Origin of the sequence: Spongisporangium articulatum (assembly GCF_044465595.1) — a bacterium.
Classification (GTDB): domain Bacteria; phylum Actinomycetota; class Actinomycetes; order Actinomycetales; family Kineosporiaceae; genus Spongisporangium; species Spongisporangium articulatum.
Window position 1 is genome coordinate 418073 of the sequence record NZ_JBITLV010000005.1, and the last position, 14615, is coordinate 432687.

14 protein-coding genes and 1 tRNA gene are annotated in these 14615 nt (G+C 71.5%); 6 read left to right on the plus strand and 9 right to left on the minus strand.

Going from position 1 to position 14615, the window contains the following annotated elements:
* Positions 1-240: 240 nt before the first annotated feature.
* Positions 241-1725 (minus strand): peptide deformylase, encoded by a 1485-nt coding sequence (locus ACIB24_RS17055; RefSeq protein ID WP_398282808.1) that lies wholly within the window; start codon positions 1723-1725, stop codon positions 241-243.
* Between the two features lie 236 nt (positions 1726-1961).
* On the opposite strand from ACIB24_RS17055, the gene ACIB24_RS17060 reads away from it, so the two are divergent.
* The 5 genes from ACIB24_RS17060 to ACIB24_RS17080 all read left to right on the plus strand — a co-directional run bounded on the left by ACIB24_RS17060 (position 1962) and on the right by ACIB24_RS17080 (position 6794).
* Positions 1962-2501, plus strand: a complete 540-nt coding sequence (locus ACIB24_RS17060; protein ID WP_398282810.1) for a hypothetical protein — start codon at positions 1962-1964, stop codon at positions 2499-2501.
* A gap of 737 nt (positions 2502-3238) precedes the next feature.
* Complete coding sequence (locus ACIB24_RS17065) at positions 3239-4651, plus strand: AAA family ATPase (protein ID WP_398282812.1); 1413 nt, start codon at positions 3239-3241, stop codon at positions 4649-4651.
* A 138-nt stretch (positions 4652-4789) separates the two neighbouring features.
* Positions 4790-5239, plus strand: a complete 450-nt coding sequence (locus ACIB24_RS17070; protein ID WP_398282814.1) for a hypothetical protein — start codon at positions 4790-4792, stop codon at positions 5237-5239.
* Between the two features lie 44 nt (positions 5240-5283).
* Positions 5284-5577: a helix-turn-helix domain-containing protein gene (locus ACIB24_RS17075; protein ID WP_398282816.1), complete on the plus strand. Its 294-nt coding sequence runs from the start codon at positions 5284-5286 to the stop codon at positions 5575-5577.
* A complete protein-coding gene (locus ACIB24_RS17080; RefSeq protein ID WP_398282818.1) occupies positions 5577-6794 on the plus strand; it encodes a tyrosine-type recombinase/integrase in 1218 nt (405 codons plus the stop codon). The genes ACIB24_RS17075 and ACIB24_RS17080 overlap by 1 nt, the downstream gene beginning before the upstream one ends.
* 62 nt (positions 6795-6856) lie before the next feature.
* Here the strand turns inward: ACIB24_RS17080 and ACIB24_RS17085 are convergent.
* The 8 genes from ACIB24_RS17085 to ACIB24_RS17120 all read right to left on the minus strand — a co-directional run bounded on the left by ACIB24_RS17085 (position 6857) and on the right by ACIB24_RS17120 (position 13884).
* Positions 6857-6929 (minus strand) — tRNA-Ala (locus ACIB24_RS17085).
* 122 nt (positions 6930-7051) lie between these two features.
* Positions 7052-8056: a hypothetical protein gene (locus ACIB24_RS17090; protein ID WP_398282820.1), complete on the minus strand. Its 1005-nt coding sequence runs from the start codon at positions 8054-8056 to the stop codon at positions 7052-7054.
* Between the two features lie 110 nt (positions 8057-8166).
* Positions 8167-8808, minus strand: coding sequence for a GNAT family N-acetyltransferase (locus ACIB24_RS17095; protein WP_398282822.1), 642 nt, complete (start codon positions 8806-8808; stop codon positions 8167-8169).
* A complete protein-coding gene (locus tag ACIB24_RS17100; protein WP_398282824.1) occupies positions 8801-9310 on the minus strand; it encodes a molybdenum cofactor biosynthesis protein B in 510 nt (169 codons plus the stop codon). The genes ACIB24_RS17095 and ACIB24_RS17100 overlap by 8 nt, the downstream gene beginning before the upstream one ends.
* Positions 9303-9773, minus strand: a complete 471-nt coding sequence (gene moaC, locus ACIB24_RS17105; RefSeq protein WP_398282826.1) for a cyclic pyranopterin monophosphate synthase MoaC — start codon at positions 9771-9773, stop codon at positions 9303-9305. The genes ACIB24_RS17100 and moaC overlap by 8 nt, the downstream gene beginning before the upstream one ends.
* A complete protein-coding gene (glp, locus tag ACIB24_RS17110) occupies positions 9766-10971 on the minus strand; it encodes a molybdotransferase-like divisome protein Glp (protein ID WP_398282828.1) in 1206 nt (401 codons plus the stop codon). Before glp ends, moaC begins: the two co-directional genes overlap by 8 nt.
* Before the next feature lie 17 nt (positions 10972-10988).
* Positions 10989-11957: a UTP--glucose-1-phosphate uridylyltransferase GalU gene (gene galU, locus ACIB24_RS17115; RefSeq protein ID WP_398282830.1), complete on the minus strand. Its 969-nt coding sequence runs from the start codon at positions 11955-11957 to the stop codon at positions 10989-10991.
* 10 nt (positions 11958-11967) lie between these two features.
* Entirely contained in the window at positions 11968-13884 is a 1917-nt protein-coding gene (locus ACIB24_RS17120) for a GGDEF domain-containing protein (RefSeq protein WP_398282832.1), read from the minus strand.
* Between the two features lie 122 nt (positions 13885-14006).
* On the opposite strand from ACIB24_RS17120, the gene ACIB24_RS17125 reads away from it, so the two are divergent.
* Positions 14007-14615: a 5-formyltetrahydrofolate cyclo-ligase gene (locus tag ACIB24_RS17125; protein ID WP_398282834.1), complete on the plus strand. Its 609-nt coding sequence runs from the start codon at positions 14007-14009 to the stop codon at positions 14613-14615.

The following is a 14615-nucleotide window of genomic DNA, read 5'->3' on the forward strand; positions in this document are numbered from 1 at the left end:
GCCGCGAGCGTCGTAGGGAAGGATGTGGGGCATGGAGCCCGATACCGCTGCCGAGTGGTGGACCACGACCGACGTCGCGCGGTTCCTAGGCGTCAGTGTCGCCACGGTCAGCAGCTACCGACGGCGCGACCAGATGCCTCAGCCGGATCAGACGGTGGGCCGCACCCACATGTGGAAGCCCGGCCGGATCGTGGAGTGGCAGTCGGCCAGGCCGCGCCCGAGGCAGAAGGCAAGCACCGATCAGTAGCGCCAGGGCTGCCCCGTTCCCTTGTACTCGGAGACCGGAATAGGCGCGTCGCCGTCGTCCATCCGCTCGCGGTAGAGCTGGCCGCCCAGGTGGTCAATCTCGTGCATCACCAGCCGTGCGGTTCCGGCATCAAAAGTCGTGATGTGCATAGACCCGTCGAAATCCTGATGCTGAACCTCAATAGACGTCGGACGAGGTACCAGCCCGCGCACGTCGAAAAAGCTTAGACAGCCCTCGTATTGCTTATCGGTGGTCCGCGATTCATCAATAACCCGAGGGTTTATCAAGACGATGTGATCACCCTCGGGCGTTTGAACTATCGCGGCAGAGCGACCGATGCCTATTTGTGGGGCCGCAATACCCATGCCCTTCTTGAACTCATGAACGGCCGCAACCCGATCCATGCTGGACCGCAATTGCGCGATAACCCGACGGGCGTCCTCAGATTCACGCGGCAAGTCGAAATCGGTCGACTGCTCGGCCAGGATGGGATCTCCGTCCTGGACAATCCCTAACGCCGCCATCTGCTCGCTAGGTGATTTCCGTGCCGACACCGGGGCCTCCGTTGGTGTTGCCTTAAACGACCATTCCAAGCGATACCGAGCGTGCAGCGGCGGGTCTTCCGTGCTCCACGAGAACAACGCACGTCCGTCATCGACGTTCCTGACGATTGCGGTTCTGAATGCGACCGACGCACTAGCCATCGTCGTTTCCTGACCCCATACGACCGGCGAGAGCTCCTCCGGAAAATCGAGCCCGACGCTTAGCCGCCGAGTCGGCAAACGAACGGCTCTCTGGAACCACTGTCCCCATTTCGTATCGGCAACGCTGTACGAGTAGACGATCTCAGCAGACTCCCCGGGATAGAGAGGGAATTTGCCATAGTCATTCTCGAATAGCAGCCAGATTTCTTTGAAGGCGTCCCGGTCGTGCTGCACCGTCCAGCGCATCGGGTCGCCGTCGGCGTTGTGCGCCACGAGCTGCAACTCATCCCAGGTCAGCGGGTCGCGCCGGTAGTGGGCGTTTGAACGCTCAGGGTCGCCCGGGAAACGATCCACGCTGATCCTGATGAGGTAGCGGGTCAGAGGCTCCGTGCCGCCGTTAAGGATGCGGCGACGTTGGGTGGCCGTGTAAACCCCGTCGTCGTAACGAAGTTCGGCGTGGTCATGCTCGACCGTGACGACGGAAGGGACGTCGGACAGGGCAGGCGCCGGCCGTCGGGGTTCTGCCAGCTGCTCCGTCCCGGACGTCCGCGACGTCGTGCGCCAGGCCCGCATCAACGCACCGCCCGAATTCAGGATCTGCTCTGCGCGCTCGGCGAAGCTGCGGGTTGCCTTCTCGCCACCGGTCTCGATCTTGGATATGTAACTCCGGTCAAACCCCATGAGCGAAGCGAGCCGGGTTTGCGAGTGCCCACGAATGTCTCGCCAATATTTGAACTCGCTGATAAATGCGTCTCCGCTTTCGTCGCGCTGCATTTCCCGGCGAACTCCTCCGTGAGTGTGAGTGACTCGTGAGCGAGTCTGCCTCACCCTGACCGCACACGGCATCGGGGCACTTCCATCGACACCAGACGGCAGGTCGAGGGTTCCGGCGACACGACGCGGCACCGGTTGACCTTCTACTAACTCAGTTAGTACGGTCGTGTGTTGATGGCCCCGGCGGGCGGCAACCCGCCGAGGCCAGCGCATCGGCCGTCTGGAAGGAGACAGTGATGCAGGTCAAGGCTATCCCCGCGCCGCAGGAGGCGCGTAGCTCCGGGTTCCCGTCGTCGGGGTTCTTCGTGTCGACAAGCCGCAACGTGGCGTCGCACACGATGGATTTCGAGGGCCAGGACTGGCAGACCCGGACCCCGAACGTGTCGGCGTGGGTCGCGGTCCCGATCGAGCGTGACGTGCTGATCGCGGCGTGCTTCGTGGAGGCCGGAGGCGAGACGGCGGAGTCGTTCGCGGCGATGAGCGACGACGAGGTTCGGGAGTGGGCGGTCGGCGCCGTGCTGGCCGAGGCCCGAGCTGCCCGCCGGGAGATCGACACGGAGGCGTTCCGGTCCGGCTACCGGCTTAGCCGTGACCCGGGCGAGGTGGAGTTCTTCGCGGTTGTGGCTGCCCGGATCGATGAGGCGTTCGGGTTCGCACCGCCGACGGCCGGTGTCCCCGCCGTCGTGCCGCCCGCACCCCAGCGGCCCGAGTCCGCGCGACACGACGCCCGCTCCGGTCGGTCCCGACGCCGTTCTCCGGTCGCCGTCCCGGCCTGACCCAAGCCTCGGGCCAGCCCGTCACTGGCTGTAGCGCGTCGAGTCGTTAGCAACGGCGTTAGCAGGCCGGTCCGGCTAGCGGCTGGGCACTGCTAGCGCTAGCACCCGCGCTAGCAGCCCACCTCATCCCTGGCCTGGCCTGTAGCGGCTAGCGGCCTCACCCCCTCAACTCGCCTGACCCCCTGCGGAGGCTCCTTCGTGGACACCAGCCCGGCACCTACTACCGCCCGCCCCGAGGGCCGGAACCGCTCACACACCGTGATGCCCGGCGGCCTAGAGGCTGCCCCGATCACCGCCGTGTGTGCTCCTAGGCATAGAGGCCGGTCTAGGACGACCGATCGTGCCCTGAGCAGGCGCCTAGGACCTAGAGCCGCCGACCCCGCTGACGCCGGAAACCGGCTCTGGGCACGGGTTCCCGCGCCCGGCACGGGTCTAGCTCTAGGGGCCGCGCCGGACGCGCGTCGTCACCCGGCACCCGCCCTTTCGGTCACCGCCTCCGCGCAACGCACACCAGTCCGACCGCCCGGGCAGCTCGCACCGGTGGGAGCCGCCCCAGACCGGACCGCCGTCGCGGCGGACCAGACCACGGACCAGACCACGGACCAGGGCGGGCGCCGCAAGGCGGCCCGGCCGAAGGAGGTTACGACCCGATGAGGACCGAGACCGGACCCGTCGCAGCCGACGTGGCAGCGACGTCGAAAGACGCGACTGGGCCGCAGGTTCCGCCGCTGCGGGTCGTGAGCGACCGGACCACGAACCTGCCCACGGGCACACCAACCGGAGCGGACATCCTGCACGCCCTGGACGCCCGGGACGTGCTCGACCGACTCCACGCCGACCACGACACAGCCGACACCCGTGCCGGTCACGAGGTGGACAGAAACTCGGCCACCGCCCCGGACAGCGGAGCGGACGTGGCGGCCGGTCGTCGGGTGGTGTTGACCCCGGCCAGCGCGGTCAAGCTGCGGCCGGTTCGCTGGTTCTGGGACGGACGCATTCCGGCCGGATCGATCACCGTCGTCCCCGGCCGGGAGGGCATCGGTAAGAGCCTGCTCATGGCATGGCTGGCCGCCTGCATCACCCGGGGCGAGCTGCCCGGCGCGCACCTCGGCCGACCCCGCGCAGTCATCTACGCCGCGACCGAGGACTCATGGGCGCACACCATCGCGCCCCGCCTTATCGCGGCCGGTGCCGACCTGGACATGGTGTATCGGGCCGAGGTCGAAACCGTCGCCGGACAGACCGCTTTGACGCTGCCGACCGACTGCGAGGCCCTGGCCGTCGAGATGCACCGGCTCGGCGTCGCGCTGCTCGTGGCCGACCCGCTGCTGTCCCTCATCCACGGCGCGATCGACACCCACAACGACCACAAGCTCAGGTCGGCGCTGGAGCCGCTGGCCCGGCTGGCCGACTCGACCGGATGCGCCGTCGTCGGCCTGGCGCACTTCAACAAGTCCAGCTCTGCCGACCCGCTGACCCTGATCACCGGCTCCCGGGCGTTCTCCGCCGTGGCCCGCGCAGTCATCGCCGTGGCCCGCGACCCCGAAGCCGAAGACGGCACATGCGTCCTGTCCCAGGCCAAGAACAACCTCGGCCGCCTCGACCTACCGTCCCTGACCTACCGAGTGGAGACCGCCGAAGTCGCCACCGACGAAGGGCCGGCCTACGTCGGCCGCCTCACCTTCACCGGCGAAACGACCCGCAACGTCGCCGACATCCTCGCCGAGACCAACGACCCCGCCGCCTCCGGTGGCAGCCGTTCCGACGGTGGTGAGGCCGACGCCTGGCTGGCCGACTACCTCGGCCAGGCCGGGCAGGCCGCCCGCGCCGACGTCATCAGGGCCGCCAAGGCCGACGGCATCCCTGAACGAACGCTGAAGCGTGCTGCCAACCGGGCCGGGCAGCGCGGCGACCTGGCCTCCGACGTCGCCGGGTTCCCCGCCCGCGCGGTCTGGCGATGGCTGAAACACCCGGGAGTTGGCGGGGCGGGTTCGGAGGTCAGCGACGGTCAGCTCACCCTCACCGAGCCGTCCGGCCAGCCCATCCAGTCGGGCCAGTTGGGCCAGTCGGGCCAGTTGGGCACGGAGGCAGGGCACGGCCCAACCGTGGCCCGGCAGGCGCCGCCCGAGGACTCCCGGCGGGTGACCTGACGCCTCCGTGACGCAGCAGTCGGGCCAGGGAGGCCACCTCTCTGGCGACCCTGCCCAACTGGCCCAACTGGCCCGACTGGCCCAACCGCCCGCCCACTCCCCACTGTTTCAGCCGCTCTCCGGAAAGGACCCGCCACGATGCGCCACCACGACCAGGCCACCACCGCGACCGCTCTCCAGGACCAGGCCGAGGCCGCCGCCCGGCAGGCCAGCCAGGCCCTGCGAGACGCCGCGCTCGCCGACCCGCACATCACCTACAGCTCAGGCCGCGCTCCGCTGTGGGTCGCCGCCCAGCTCGCCAACGTCTACACCGCCGTCCGGGCCGGGACGGCCACCTACTGCCCGCACATCGACGCCCACCACCCGCGCATCGTCCACGCCGCCGTGTGGGCACCCGGCCTCATCACGTGCACCGACTGCGTGCCCGAGCTCCTGATGCCCGACCCGATCGAGGACGACATCTGCGACCGCTGCCACCAGCTGTCCGACCGCCTCCACCCAGGCGCCATCGCGGGCGGCCCCCTGCTCCTGACCTACGGCCTCTGCCCGCCCTGCGACGCCATCGTCAACCAGCTCCCGGCCGCCTAGCGGTCAGCTCGAAAACCTCACTCCCCCAACGAAAGGAACCCGCAATGACCAACGTCGTCCCGATGAACAACAACAGCGCCGTGTACACCGTCGAAGAGGTCAAGGACCTGCTCCGGATCGCCCGGGGCGCCGCCTACGCGATGGTCCAGAACGGCGAGATCCCGGCCAAGAAGATCGGCACCCGGTGGGTCATCCCCAAGGCCCGCTTCCACGCCTGGCTCAACGACCTGCCCGAGGCCAGCCTCGAGGACATCGCGCGCGAGTTCCTGGCGCGGCGGCCGATCAAGGTTCTCGAGGTGGCCGAGGACGACGACAAGCACACCGGGCGGGGCGCCTGATGGGGCACATCGTCAAGACGCCAGCCGGAACCTTCCGGGCCAACTGGCGCGACGACACCGGCCGCCAGAAGGCCAAGAACTTCCGCACCAAGAAAGAGGCAGCAGGATTTCTCGCCCAGGTCGAAAGTGCCATTCACCGTGGCCTGTACGTCGACCCACATGCCGGTCGACAGCTATTCGGCCCGTATGCCGAAAAGTGGCTGAGCGCACGTTCCACCGAAATGACCACCGCAAACCGTGACCTTTCCATGATGCGTACGCACATCCTGCCGCGTTGGCAGGAAACACCGCTCGGAAAGATCGACCACTCTTCCGTGCAGCAATGGGCAGGTGAATTGGCGACCAAGCGGGCGCCGGCCACCGTCACGGAATGCGTGCGCTTGTTGTCCGGCGTTCTACGGTCGGCGGTTCGGGACCGGATCATCGGACAGAATCCCTGTGAGGGGGTGCGAATTCCCAAGCGCCGCAAGCAGGACCATGAGGGAAGCATCATCACCCCCACCGTTCTACGAAATGCGTTGCTTCCGGAAATCCCGCACCGTTATCGAGCCTTAGTCGCTGTCGCCGGAGGAACAGGACTCAGGTGGGGTGAATGCCTCGGCCTGCGGTGGTCAGCGATCGACATGGAATCCCGAACCATTTCCGTGGTCCGGGTGATGATCGAAGTATCCGGACACGTCACCGCCAAGCCGTACCCGAAATCCCGTGCCGGTCGGCGTTCGGTTCCGATTCCGGGGTTCGTCTATGACGCCTTGGTCGAGCACCAGACCGCTTATCCGCCTGGACCCGGAGGTGAGGTGTTCACCAACCAAGCGGCGGGGCCACTGCGTCGGTCGATGTTCCGACGCCGAACCTGGCGGCCCGCGCTCGTGAGGGCCGGGCTCCTCGGCCGCGTCGAGCAGACCGGCACGGCGGAGAGCTGGTCAGCCGCCTGGCCGCGCGCCGACGGCAGCACCGGGACCGCTTCGTTCCCGAGCGAGCGGCAGGCCGTGGCTCACGTCGTCCGGGAAGCCGACGGAGGGCTCAGGTTCCACGACCTGCGGCACTCCTACGCCACGTGGCTGGTCTCCCGTGGGCTGCCCGTCAACGACGTCCAGCGGGTCATGGGCCACGAGAACCCGAGCACCACTCTCGCGCTCTACACCCACCAGTCGGGGCAGGCCGATGAGCGGGTCCGGGATGCTTTCGCTGACGATCCGCTGACGAACGACGAGTGATTCCGCCAAACCACCGCAGGTCAGGACCGTCGGAACCGGCCCTGACCTGCGGTGGAAGTTTGTGGAGCTGAGGGGACTCGAACCCCTGACCCCCTCGTTGCGAACGAGGTGCGCTACCAGCTGCGCTACAGCCCCTTGAAGCCCGACGAATCTACCATCGACCCTCCACCGCAACCGAATCGGCTCGCTGATCGGCGGTAGTGCCGGATTCGACCGAGTGAAACTCGTTGAGATGCGGCAGCGACGGCGATCTTGCTTCAGCCGTTGACCACCCGGCGCGGCTCCTCCATGGCGAGGATGCGCTCGATGTCGGCGGCGGTGCGCGGCAGCGAGCCCCGGGCCGAGGCGGACGCGGCGGACGCGGCGGGGGCCGCCGGGGCCTCGTAGGGGGCGGGCAGCGGACGCCGGACGGCGGGCTTGAGCGTGTAGGTGGGCGGCGGCACGGGCACCGGGTCCCACGTGCCGGTGGCGGCGGCCGCGGCGGGACGACGGACAGCCGGCTTGGTTGCGGCCGCAGGCTTGGCCGCGGGGCGCTTGGCGGGGACCCGCGAGGGGCGGGCGGCGAGGGCCTCGGCGGTGCGGACGCGCTCGGCCAGCAGGGTGATGTGCTCGTGGCTGCGCACGGCGGCGACCCGCCCGGCGATCAGGTGCAGGGCGAGGAGCACCCCCACGGGGGCGGCGGCCCAGGACGGCGCGTACCCGGTCAGCGAGAGCGACCCGGCCACGGCCGTGACCGCAGCGAGGAGGCCGAGCACGCGGACCCGGCGACCGGCGGCGCGGTGCGAGGAAGCCATGGCGAAGTGCAGTTCAGCGGCCGCCGCGGCGGGACGGGCCGCCACCGGCAGCGCCTCGGGCTTGGGCCGCTCCACGACGGGTGTCGTGGCCGGCGCCTCGACGGGTGCCGGCGTCTCGTCGACGGCGGGCGGCTCGGCCTTCTCGACCACCGCGGTCGCTGCGGGCGAGACCCGCGAGGTGCTGGCCGCCGTCCGCGCGGCGCGGGACAGGTGCGGCCGCTCACCGGGGATGAACAGCAGCTGCCCGTCGGTGTCGACGACGAGCTTCGGCGAGGCGAGCACCGGACCGCCGGACCGGTGCGGTCGGCGCGCGGTTCGGCGGCGAGGCGAGAGCAGCCGCAGGCGCGCGGAGTCACGGTCGCCCGTGCGCGAGTCGGCCAGGACATCCCGCCGGCGGACCCAATGCGGCACGAGATAGGCAGCCCACACCCCCACGATGGCGATCAGGGCAAGGCTGCTCGGCTCCACACGGTAAACGGTATGAGCAGCGGCGGAACCGATCACGCACCGTTCACGGCGTGTCGCCCCAGGGTCGTACGTAACGATTGTGACCACGCAGCGTACGAGTCACGTACAACTCAAGCAGAGTCCGGATTTCCCCGCGTGGCGATCACCCTCTGGGCCCGTCTCCAGCGCGTGAGCAGTCCGCCGGGCACGTCCTCGGGAGTCAGTGCGAACGTGGCGTGGTCGCGCCAGGCGCCGTCGATGTGCAGGTACTTCCGCCGGATGCCCTCGGGCCGGAACCCGAGCTTCTCCACCACCCGCAACGACGCGGTGTTCTCGGGCCGGATGTTCACCTCGAGCCGGTGCATGCCCAGCCCGAAGAAACAGTGGTCGACCATCATCGCGACGGCGTTCGGGGTGTAGCCGTGCCCGGCCGCGGCCCGGTCGATCCAGTACCCGATCTGGCCGGAACGCAGTGAGCCCCAGACGATTCCGCTCACCGTCACCTGGCCGACGAGGCGGCCGTCGACGTCGATGGCCAGCGGCAGCATGCGCCCGGCGCGGGCCTCCCGGTCGAAGCCGCGCAGCATCGCGCCGAAGGTCAGGGAGCGCCCGACACCCTCCGGGTGGGTGGCCTCCCAGGGCGCCAGCCAGTCGACGTTGGCCGAGCGGATCGACGCCCAGGGCCGACCGTCCCGGCGCGCGAGGGGCCGCAGCGTCATCGGGCCGTCGCGCAGCTCCACCGGCCACCCCGCGCCGATGCCGACCTCAACCATGGTCGACCCCGCGCAGCTGGGCCACGGCATGCACGAGAACATCACGCAGCACGGACATCCCGTCCCGGCAGCCGCCCGTCGACCCGGGCAGGTTCACGATCAGCGACGACCCGGCGACCCCGGCGAGCCCGCGCGACAGCGCCGCCGTCGGGACTCCCGCGGCGAGGCCACGCTGCCGGACGGCGTCAGCCAGCCCCGGAACCGGTCGATCGAGCACTGCTGCGGTCGCCTCCGGGGTCGAGTCGGTGGGCGACAGTCCGGTGCCGCCCGTGGTCAGTATGACGTCGTACCCTGCCGCGACGCCCGCGCGCAATGCCTCGGCGAAGGGTTCACCGTCCGCGACGACGACCGGACCGTCCACCGTGAAGCCCAGGTCGGCCAGCCCCGCGGCCAGGATCGGCCCGCCCCGGTCGGGGTAGACGCCCGCCGCCGCGCGGGTGGACGAGGTGATCACCAACGCCCGGCCCACGGGTTCAGCCGGTGTCGCAGCCGGTTCAGTCACGGGTCCAGTCCCCCGACCGGCCGCCGCTCTTGGCCGTCACCCGGACGTCGGTGAGCGCCGCGAGCCGATCGACGCCCTTGATCATGTCGATCAGCGCGAGCCCGGCGACCGCCACGCAGGTCAGCGCCTCCATCTCCACGCCCGTCCGGTCGGCGGTGCGCACCGTCGCGGTGATCGCCACGCCCGCATCGGACACGGTGAGGTCGACGGCGGCCGCGTGCACGGCGACGGGGTGCGCGAGCGGCACGAGGTCGGGGGTCTTCTTGGCGGCCTGCAGCCCGGCGATCCGGGCCACCGCCAGCGCGTCCCCCTTGGGCACGTCGCCGGAGCGCAGCAACGCCACGGTCGCGGGCGCGCAGGTCACGAAGCCCGCCGCCGACGCCTCGCGCGCCGTGACCGGTTTCGCCGACACGTCCACCATGTGGGCCGCCCCGGTCGCGTCCAGGTGCGTGAACTCAGACATCGGAACCCTCGAGGAGGTAACACTCCAGCTCGTCACCGAGTTCGACGGACGTGACGTCCTCGGGCACCACGGCGAGGCAGTCGGCCGACGCCAGCGAGGCCAGCAGGTGCGAGCCCGGCCCGCCCACCGGGGTCACCGAGTACCCGTGCGCGCCGTCGGCACTCAGCACGCCGCGGGTGAACTGCCGCTTCCCGGCCGGCGACGACCACGCGCCGGCCGCCCGAGCCGTCACGACCCGGCGCCGGGGCACCCCGCCCGACAGCACCTGCAGCGCCGGCCGGACGAACAGCTCGAACGAGACGAGCGAGCTGACCGGGTTGCCGGGCAGCGTGAAGATCGGTGTGCCGTCCACGGTTCCGAAGCCCTGCGGCATGCCCGGCTGCATCCCCACCTTCTGGAACGAGACGGTGCCCAGGCCCGACAGGACCTCCTTGACCACGTCGTACGCGCCGGCCGAGACGCCACCGCTGGTGATGAGCAGGTCGGCCCGGGCGGCGGCCGAACGCAGAGCCTCGAGGACGGCGGGGGCCGAGTCCGTGACGATGCCGCCGTGCTCGGCCTCGGCGCCGGCCGACCGGGCCGCGGCGACCAGCCCGTACCCGTTCGAGTCGTGGATCTGCCCGGGCCCCAACGGCTTTCCCGGAGGCACCAGTTCATCACCGCTGGGCAGGACGACGACCCGCGGCCGCGGGTGCACCCGCACCCGGTCGCGGCCCACGGAGGCCAGCAGCGCGACCTGCGAGGAGGTGAGCCGGGCCCCGGCGCGCAGCACCACCTGACCCGCGCTCACGTCGTCCCCGCGCAGCCGGACGTACTGGCCCGGGGTGGGCGCCCGGTGCACCACCACGTGATCGACGCCCGGGTCGGTCCACTCCACGGGGACGATCGCCTCGGCACCGGCCGGCACCGGCGCGCCGGTCATGATGCGCACGGCGGTCCCCGGCGCCAGCGCCGATGCGGCCGAGGCGCCCGCGGGCAGGTCGCCGTCCACCGGCAGAACCACCGGCAGGGTGCCGAGATCGGCCAGCCGCACGGCGTACCCGTCCATCGACGAGTTGTCGAAGAGCGGTATGTCGAGCGGGGACTCGACGTCCTCGGCCAGCACGCAACCGGCCGCCTCGAGCAGCGGCAGCGCGTGCGGGGCCGGCGGCATCAGCGCCGCCAGGCACTGCTCGAGGTGAGCGTCGACCGACTGCATACCCGGCTGCACCACGGTCAGTCGGGCAGGCCGGGCACGAAGTCGCGCAACCACTTGCGCAGGTCGGGCCCGAGGTCCTCGCGCTCGGCGGCCAGCTGGACGACGGCCTTCAGGTAGTCGAGCCGGTCGCCGGTGTCGTAGCGGCGGCCCGAGAACACGACGCCGAACATGCCGCCGCCGACCTCCTGCGGCACCTGCGCGAGCTCCTGCAGCGCGTCCGTCAGCTGGATCTCGTTGCCCCGGCCGGGCTTCGTCTCCTTCAGCACGTCGAAGACCCGGGGGTGCAGCACGTACCGGCCGATCACGGCCAGGTTGCTGGGCGCGTCGGCCGGGTCGGGCTTCTCGACCATGCCGGTGATCCGCACGACGTCGTCGACGGAGGTGCGCTCGATCGCCGCGCACCCGTACATGTGCACCTGCGAGGGGTCGACCTCCATCAGCGCGACGACGCTGCCACCGGTGACCCGCTGGACGCCGATCATCCGGGTCAGCAGCTCGTCGCGCTCGTCGATGAGGTCGTCGCCGAGCAGCACCGCGAACGGGTGCCGACCGACGTGCAGGGCCCCGCACAGCACGGCGTGCCCGAGGCCGCGCGGGTCGCCCTGCCGGGTGTAGTGCAGGTCGGCGAGAACGTTGCTCTCCTGCACCTTCTCGAGCCGGTGCCGGTCACCCTTGGCCTCGAGTGCGGCCTCGAGCTCCCAGGCCCGGTCGAAGTGGTTCTCCAGAGACTGCTTGTTCCGGCCGGTGATCATCAGGACGTCGTCCAGCCCGGCCCGCACCGCCTCCTCGACCACGTACTGGATGGCCGGGCGGTCGACGACCGGCAGCATCTCCTTCGGCGTGGCCTTCGTGGCGGGCAGGAAGCGGGTGCCCAGCCCGGCGGCCGGGATCACGGCCTTGGTGACCGGGGGGCCCGCCTCGCCGGCGCCGGCCGGGTTGAGCCCGGCCAGGGCGGCGAGGTCGGCGGCGATGTCCGAGGAGGTCATGTCAGTGAGGTTACCCAGCTTGGGGCACTCCGCTCGGCCCAGTGGTCAGGTCGGTGTCGTGTGATCTGCGCGCGGGGGGCACGGAGGCCGACCCCGTACCGGCGGCGGACGGCGGGACGGCGTCGGCCGCCACCCAACGGTTGCGGCCCTCGCGCTTGGCCACGTAGAGCGCGGCGTCGGCCGCCTCCAGCACCTCGGCCGCGGTGCGGCCCTGCCGCGGGAACGAGGCCACCCCGATCGAGACCGTGACCGGGCGGGTCACGTCGCCGACCCGCACGGGTTCGTCCCGGACGGCGCTCAGCACCCGGGCCGCGACCCGGCACCCGCCGTCGGTGTCGGTCTCGGGCAGGACGACGGCGAACTCCTCCCCGCCGTAGCGGGTCACGGTGTCGACCTCGCGCACGCAGCGCTGCAGCCGGTGCGCGATCTCGCGCAGCACGGCGTCGCCGAACGCGTGCCCGAGGGTGTCGTTGACCTGCTTGAAGTGGTCGAGGTCGAGCATGAGGACGGTGAGTGCGCGGTCGAACCGGGTGGCCCGCTCGACCTCGCGGGACAGCGTGGTCGACAGCAGGCGGACGTTGCCGACACCGGTCAGGGGGTCGGTCACCGACAGCCGCCGGGCCTCCTCGTGCTGGCGCACGTTGGCGATCGCCGTCCCCGCGTGCTCGGCCAGGGCCCGGACCCGTTCGAGCGCGCGGGCGTCGAATCCGCCGTCCCGGCCGGGGCGGGCCAGCGCCAGGACGCCGACCAGCTCACCGGCCGCACGCAGCGGCACCGCGACCGCCGCGTGGGGCTCGTCGGCGAGCGACAGCTCCTGGACGTCGACGGTCTCGAACTGCGGGGCGGCGTAGGCGGCGGTGGCGAAGGGCACCAACCCGTCGGCCAGAGCCTGGCCTCCTCCCCCTGCGACGCAACGTCCGCGCTCGACCAGCGTGGCGGCGTCCGGCAGGGCGACCGTGTCGCCGGGGTGCTCGGCCAGCAGGATCAGGGCCGCCGCCGAGCGGGTGCCGTGCAGGGACGCCGAGGTGACGGTGTCGAGCAGTCCGTCGAGGTCGTGGGTGCTGGCCAGGGCCAGTGAGAACCGGTCGAAGCTGGCCGCGAGTTCGGCCTCCTGCTGTTCCAGCCGGCGCAACGCGACCTCGGGCTCGTCGCCCCGGCGGGACCGGCGCAGGAGCAGCGGCAGGGTGCCGCCGAGCAGCGCCAGGGCCAGGAGGCCGAGGACGAGCGCCGTGGTGTGCCGGTCGGGGACCGGGTCCTGCGCGCGCACGGCGTAGGGCACCCCGGCGGCAGGCGGGCGGACCGCGAAGGCCGTCCCGGAGCGGACTCCGACGGCCCGGGAACCCTTGTCCAGCAGGGAGAGCGAGCCGCTGGAGCCGATACCGGAGCGCAGTGCCCGCAGCGCCGCGTCGTCCAGCGGCACCCAGACCGTGACGCTGCCGACCAGGCCGTCGTCGGCGGTGTTCACGGGGGCCGACTCGGTCAGGCCGAACGGCTTGCCGGGCTGGCCGGCGCGGCCGAGGGAGCACGAGCCGCCGTAGCCGGCCGCCGCGGCGGGGGCCCGGCCGGCCGCGGCTCCGGCGACGGAGACGGGTTCGGTGCCGTCGGTGTCGAAGACCGCGACCGCGCTGTCGGGGCGGCGGGCGGCGGCGCGCTGGGCGGCGGCGTCCGCGCCGAGCTGGTTCACACCGTCGTAGGCGGTGGCGTAGGCGGCCACCTCGCGGGCCAGCGCGGTCACCGCGTCACCGACCGCCTCGCACTTGGTCCGCAGGGCCAGGACGGCCGCGTCGGCGTCGCGGCGGGCGGTCGCCTGCGCGGCGTCGCGGGCCGCGCGCGGGCCGAGCACGCCGACCGCGAGCGCGGCCAGCACCAGGGGCACGACGATCGCGGCGGCCACGACCCACTTCACCCTCTGCACGACGCTCTGCACGGCCCGCGGCCTCCTTCCGTGGATCTTGCGGTGGTCTTGCCGTCGTTCTCCCCGGGCTGCCACAGTCGACGGACCAGAGAAGACAACCATATGTATCCGGTTACACACCGAGAGTAGCGTGAATGTCCGACTCGGAGCTGACACCGAGCAAGCTCGCGTTGCGCCGGACCGTGCAGGCCCAGCGCAGCCGCCGCACCGCCGACGAACAGGCCGCGCTGGCCCGGCGGCTGACCGCGGTGGCGCTCGAGCTGCCCCGGCTGCGGGCCGCGACCTGCGTCGCGCTGTACGCCTCGATGAGCGACGAACCCGACACCGTCCTGCTGCGCCACGAGCTGCGCCGGCGCGGCACCCGCGTGCTGCTGCCCGTGATCGCCGACGCGACCACGCTCGACTGGGCCGAGGACGACGGGCGGCTGGCCACCGCCGCCGTGGTGAACAGCGTGCGCTCGATCGCCGAACCCTCCGGCCCGCGGCTGGGGCCGGAGGGGCTGGGCGCGGCGGACGTCGTCATCGTGCCCGCCCAGGCCGTCGACACCAGCGGGACCCGGCTCGGGCGCGGGCGGGGCTACTACGACCGGGCCCTGGCGCACGCGGCCCGGGGCGCACTGGTGGCCGCCCTGATCCACGACGACGAGCTGCTCGACGCCACCACGACGCCGGTCGCCCGGGAGGCGCACGACCATCCGGTGCAGGCCGTGATCACGCCCACCCGCTGGTTGTACCTGCAGTAG

Excerpts from the sequence above, each read along its gene's own strand:
- ACIB24_RS17055 (WP_398282808.1), bottom strand. The coding sequence starts at position 1,725 with ATGCAGCGCGACGAAAGCGGAGACGCATTTATCAGCGAGTTCAAATAT.
- ACIB24_RS17060 (WP_398282810.1), top strand. The coding sequence starts at position 1,962 with ATGCAGGTCAAGGCTATCCCCGCGCCGCAGGAGGCGCGTAGCTCCGGG.
- ACIB24_RS17070 (WP_398282814.1), top strand. The coding sequence starts at position 4,790 with ATGCGCCACCACGACCAGGCCACCACCGCGACCGCTCTCCAGGACCAG.
- ACIB24_RS17075 (WP_398282816.1), top strand. The coding sequence starts at position 5,284 with ATGACCAACGTCGTCCCGATGAACAACAACAGCGCCGTGTACACCGTC.
- ACIB24_RS17080 (WP_398282818.1), top strand. The coding sequence starts at position 5,577 with ATGGGGCACATCGTCAAGACGCCAGCCGGAACCTTCCGGGCCAACTGG.
- ACIB24_RS17095 (WP_398282822.1), bottom strand. The coding sequence starts at position 8,808 with ATGGTTGAGGTCGGCATCGGCGCGGGGTGGCCGGTGGAGCTGCGCGAC.
- moaC (WP_398282826.1), bottom strand. The coding sequence starts at position 9,773 with ATGTCTGAGTTCACGCACCTGGACGCGACCGGGGCGGCCCACATGGTG.
- glp (WP_398282828.1), bottom strand. The coding sequence starts at position 10,971 with ATGCAGTCGGTCGACGCTCACCTCGAGCAGTGCCTGGCGGCGCTGATG.
- galU (WP_398282830.1), bottom strand. The coding sequence starts at position 11,957 with ATGACCTCCTCGGACATCGCCGCCGACCTCGCCGCCCTGGCCGGGCTC.
- ACIB24_RS17125 (WP_398282834.1), top strand. The coding sequence starts at position 14,007 with ATGTCCGACTCGGAGCTGACACCGAGCAAGCTCGCGTTGCGCCGGACC.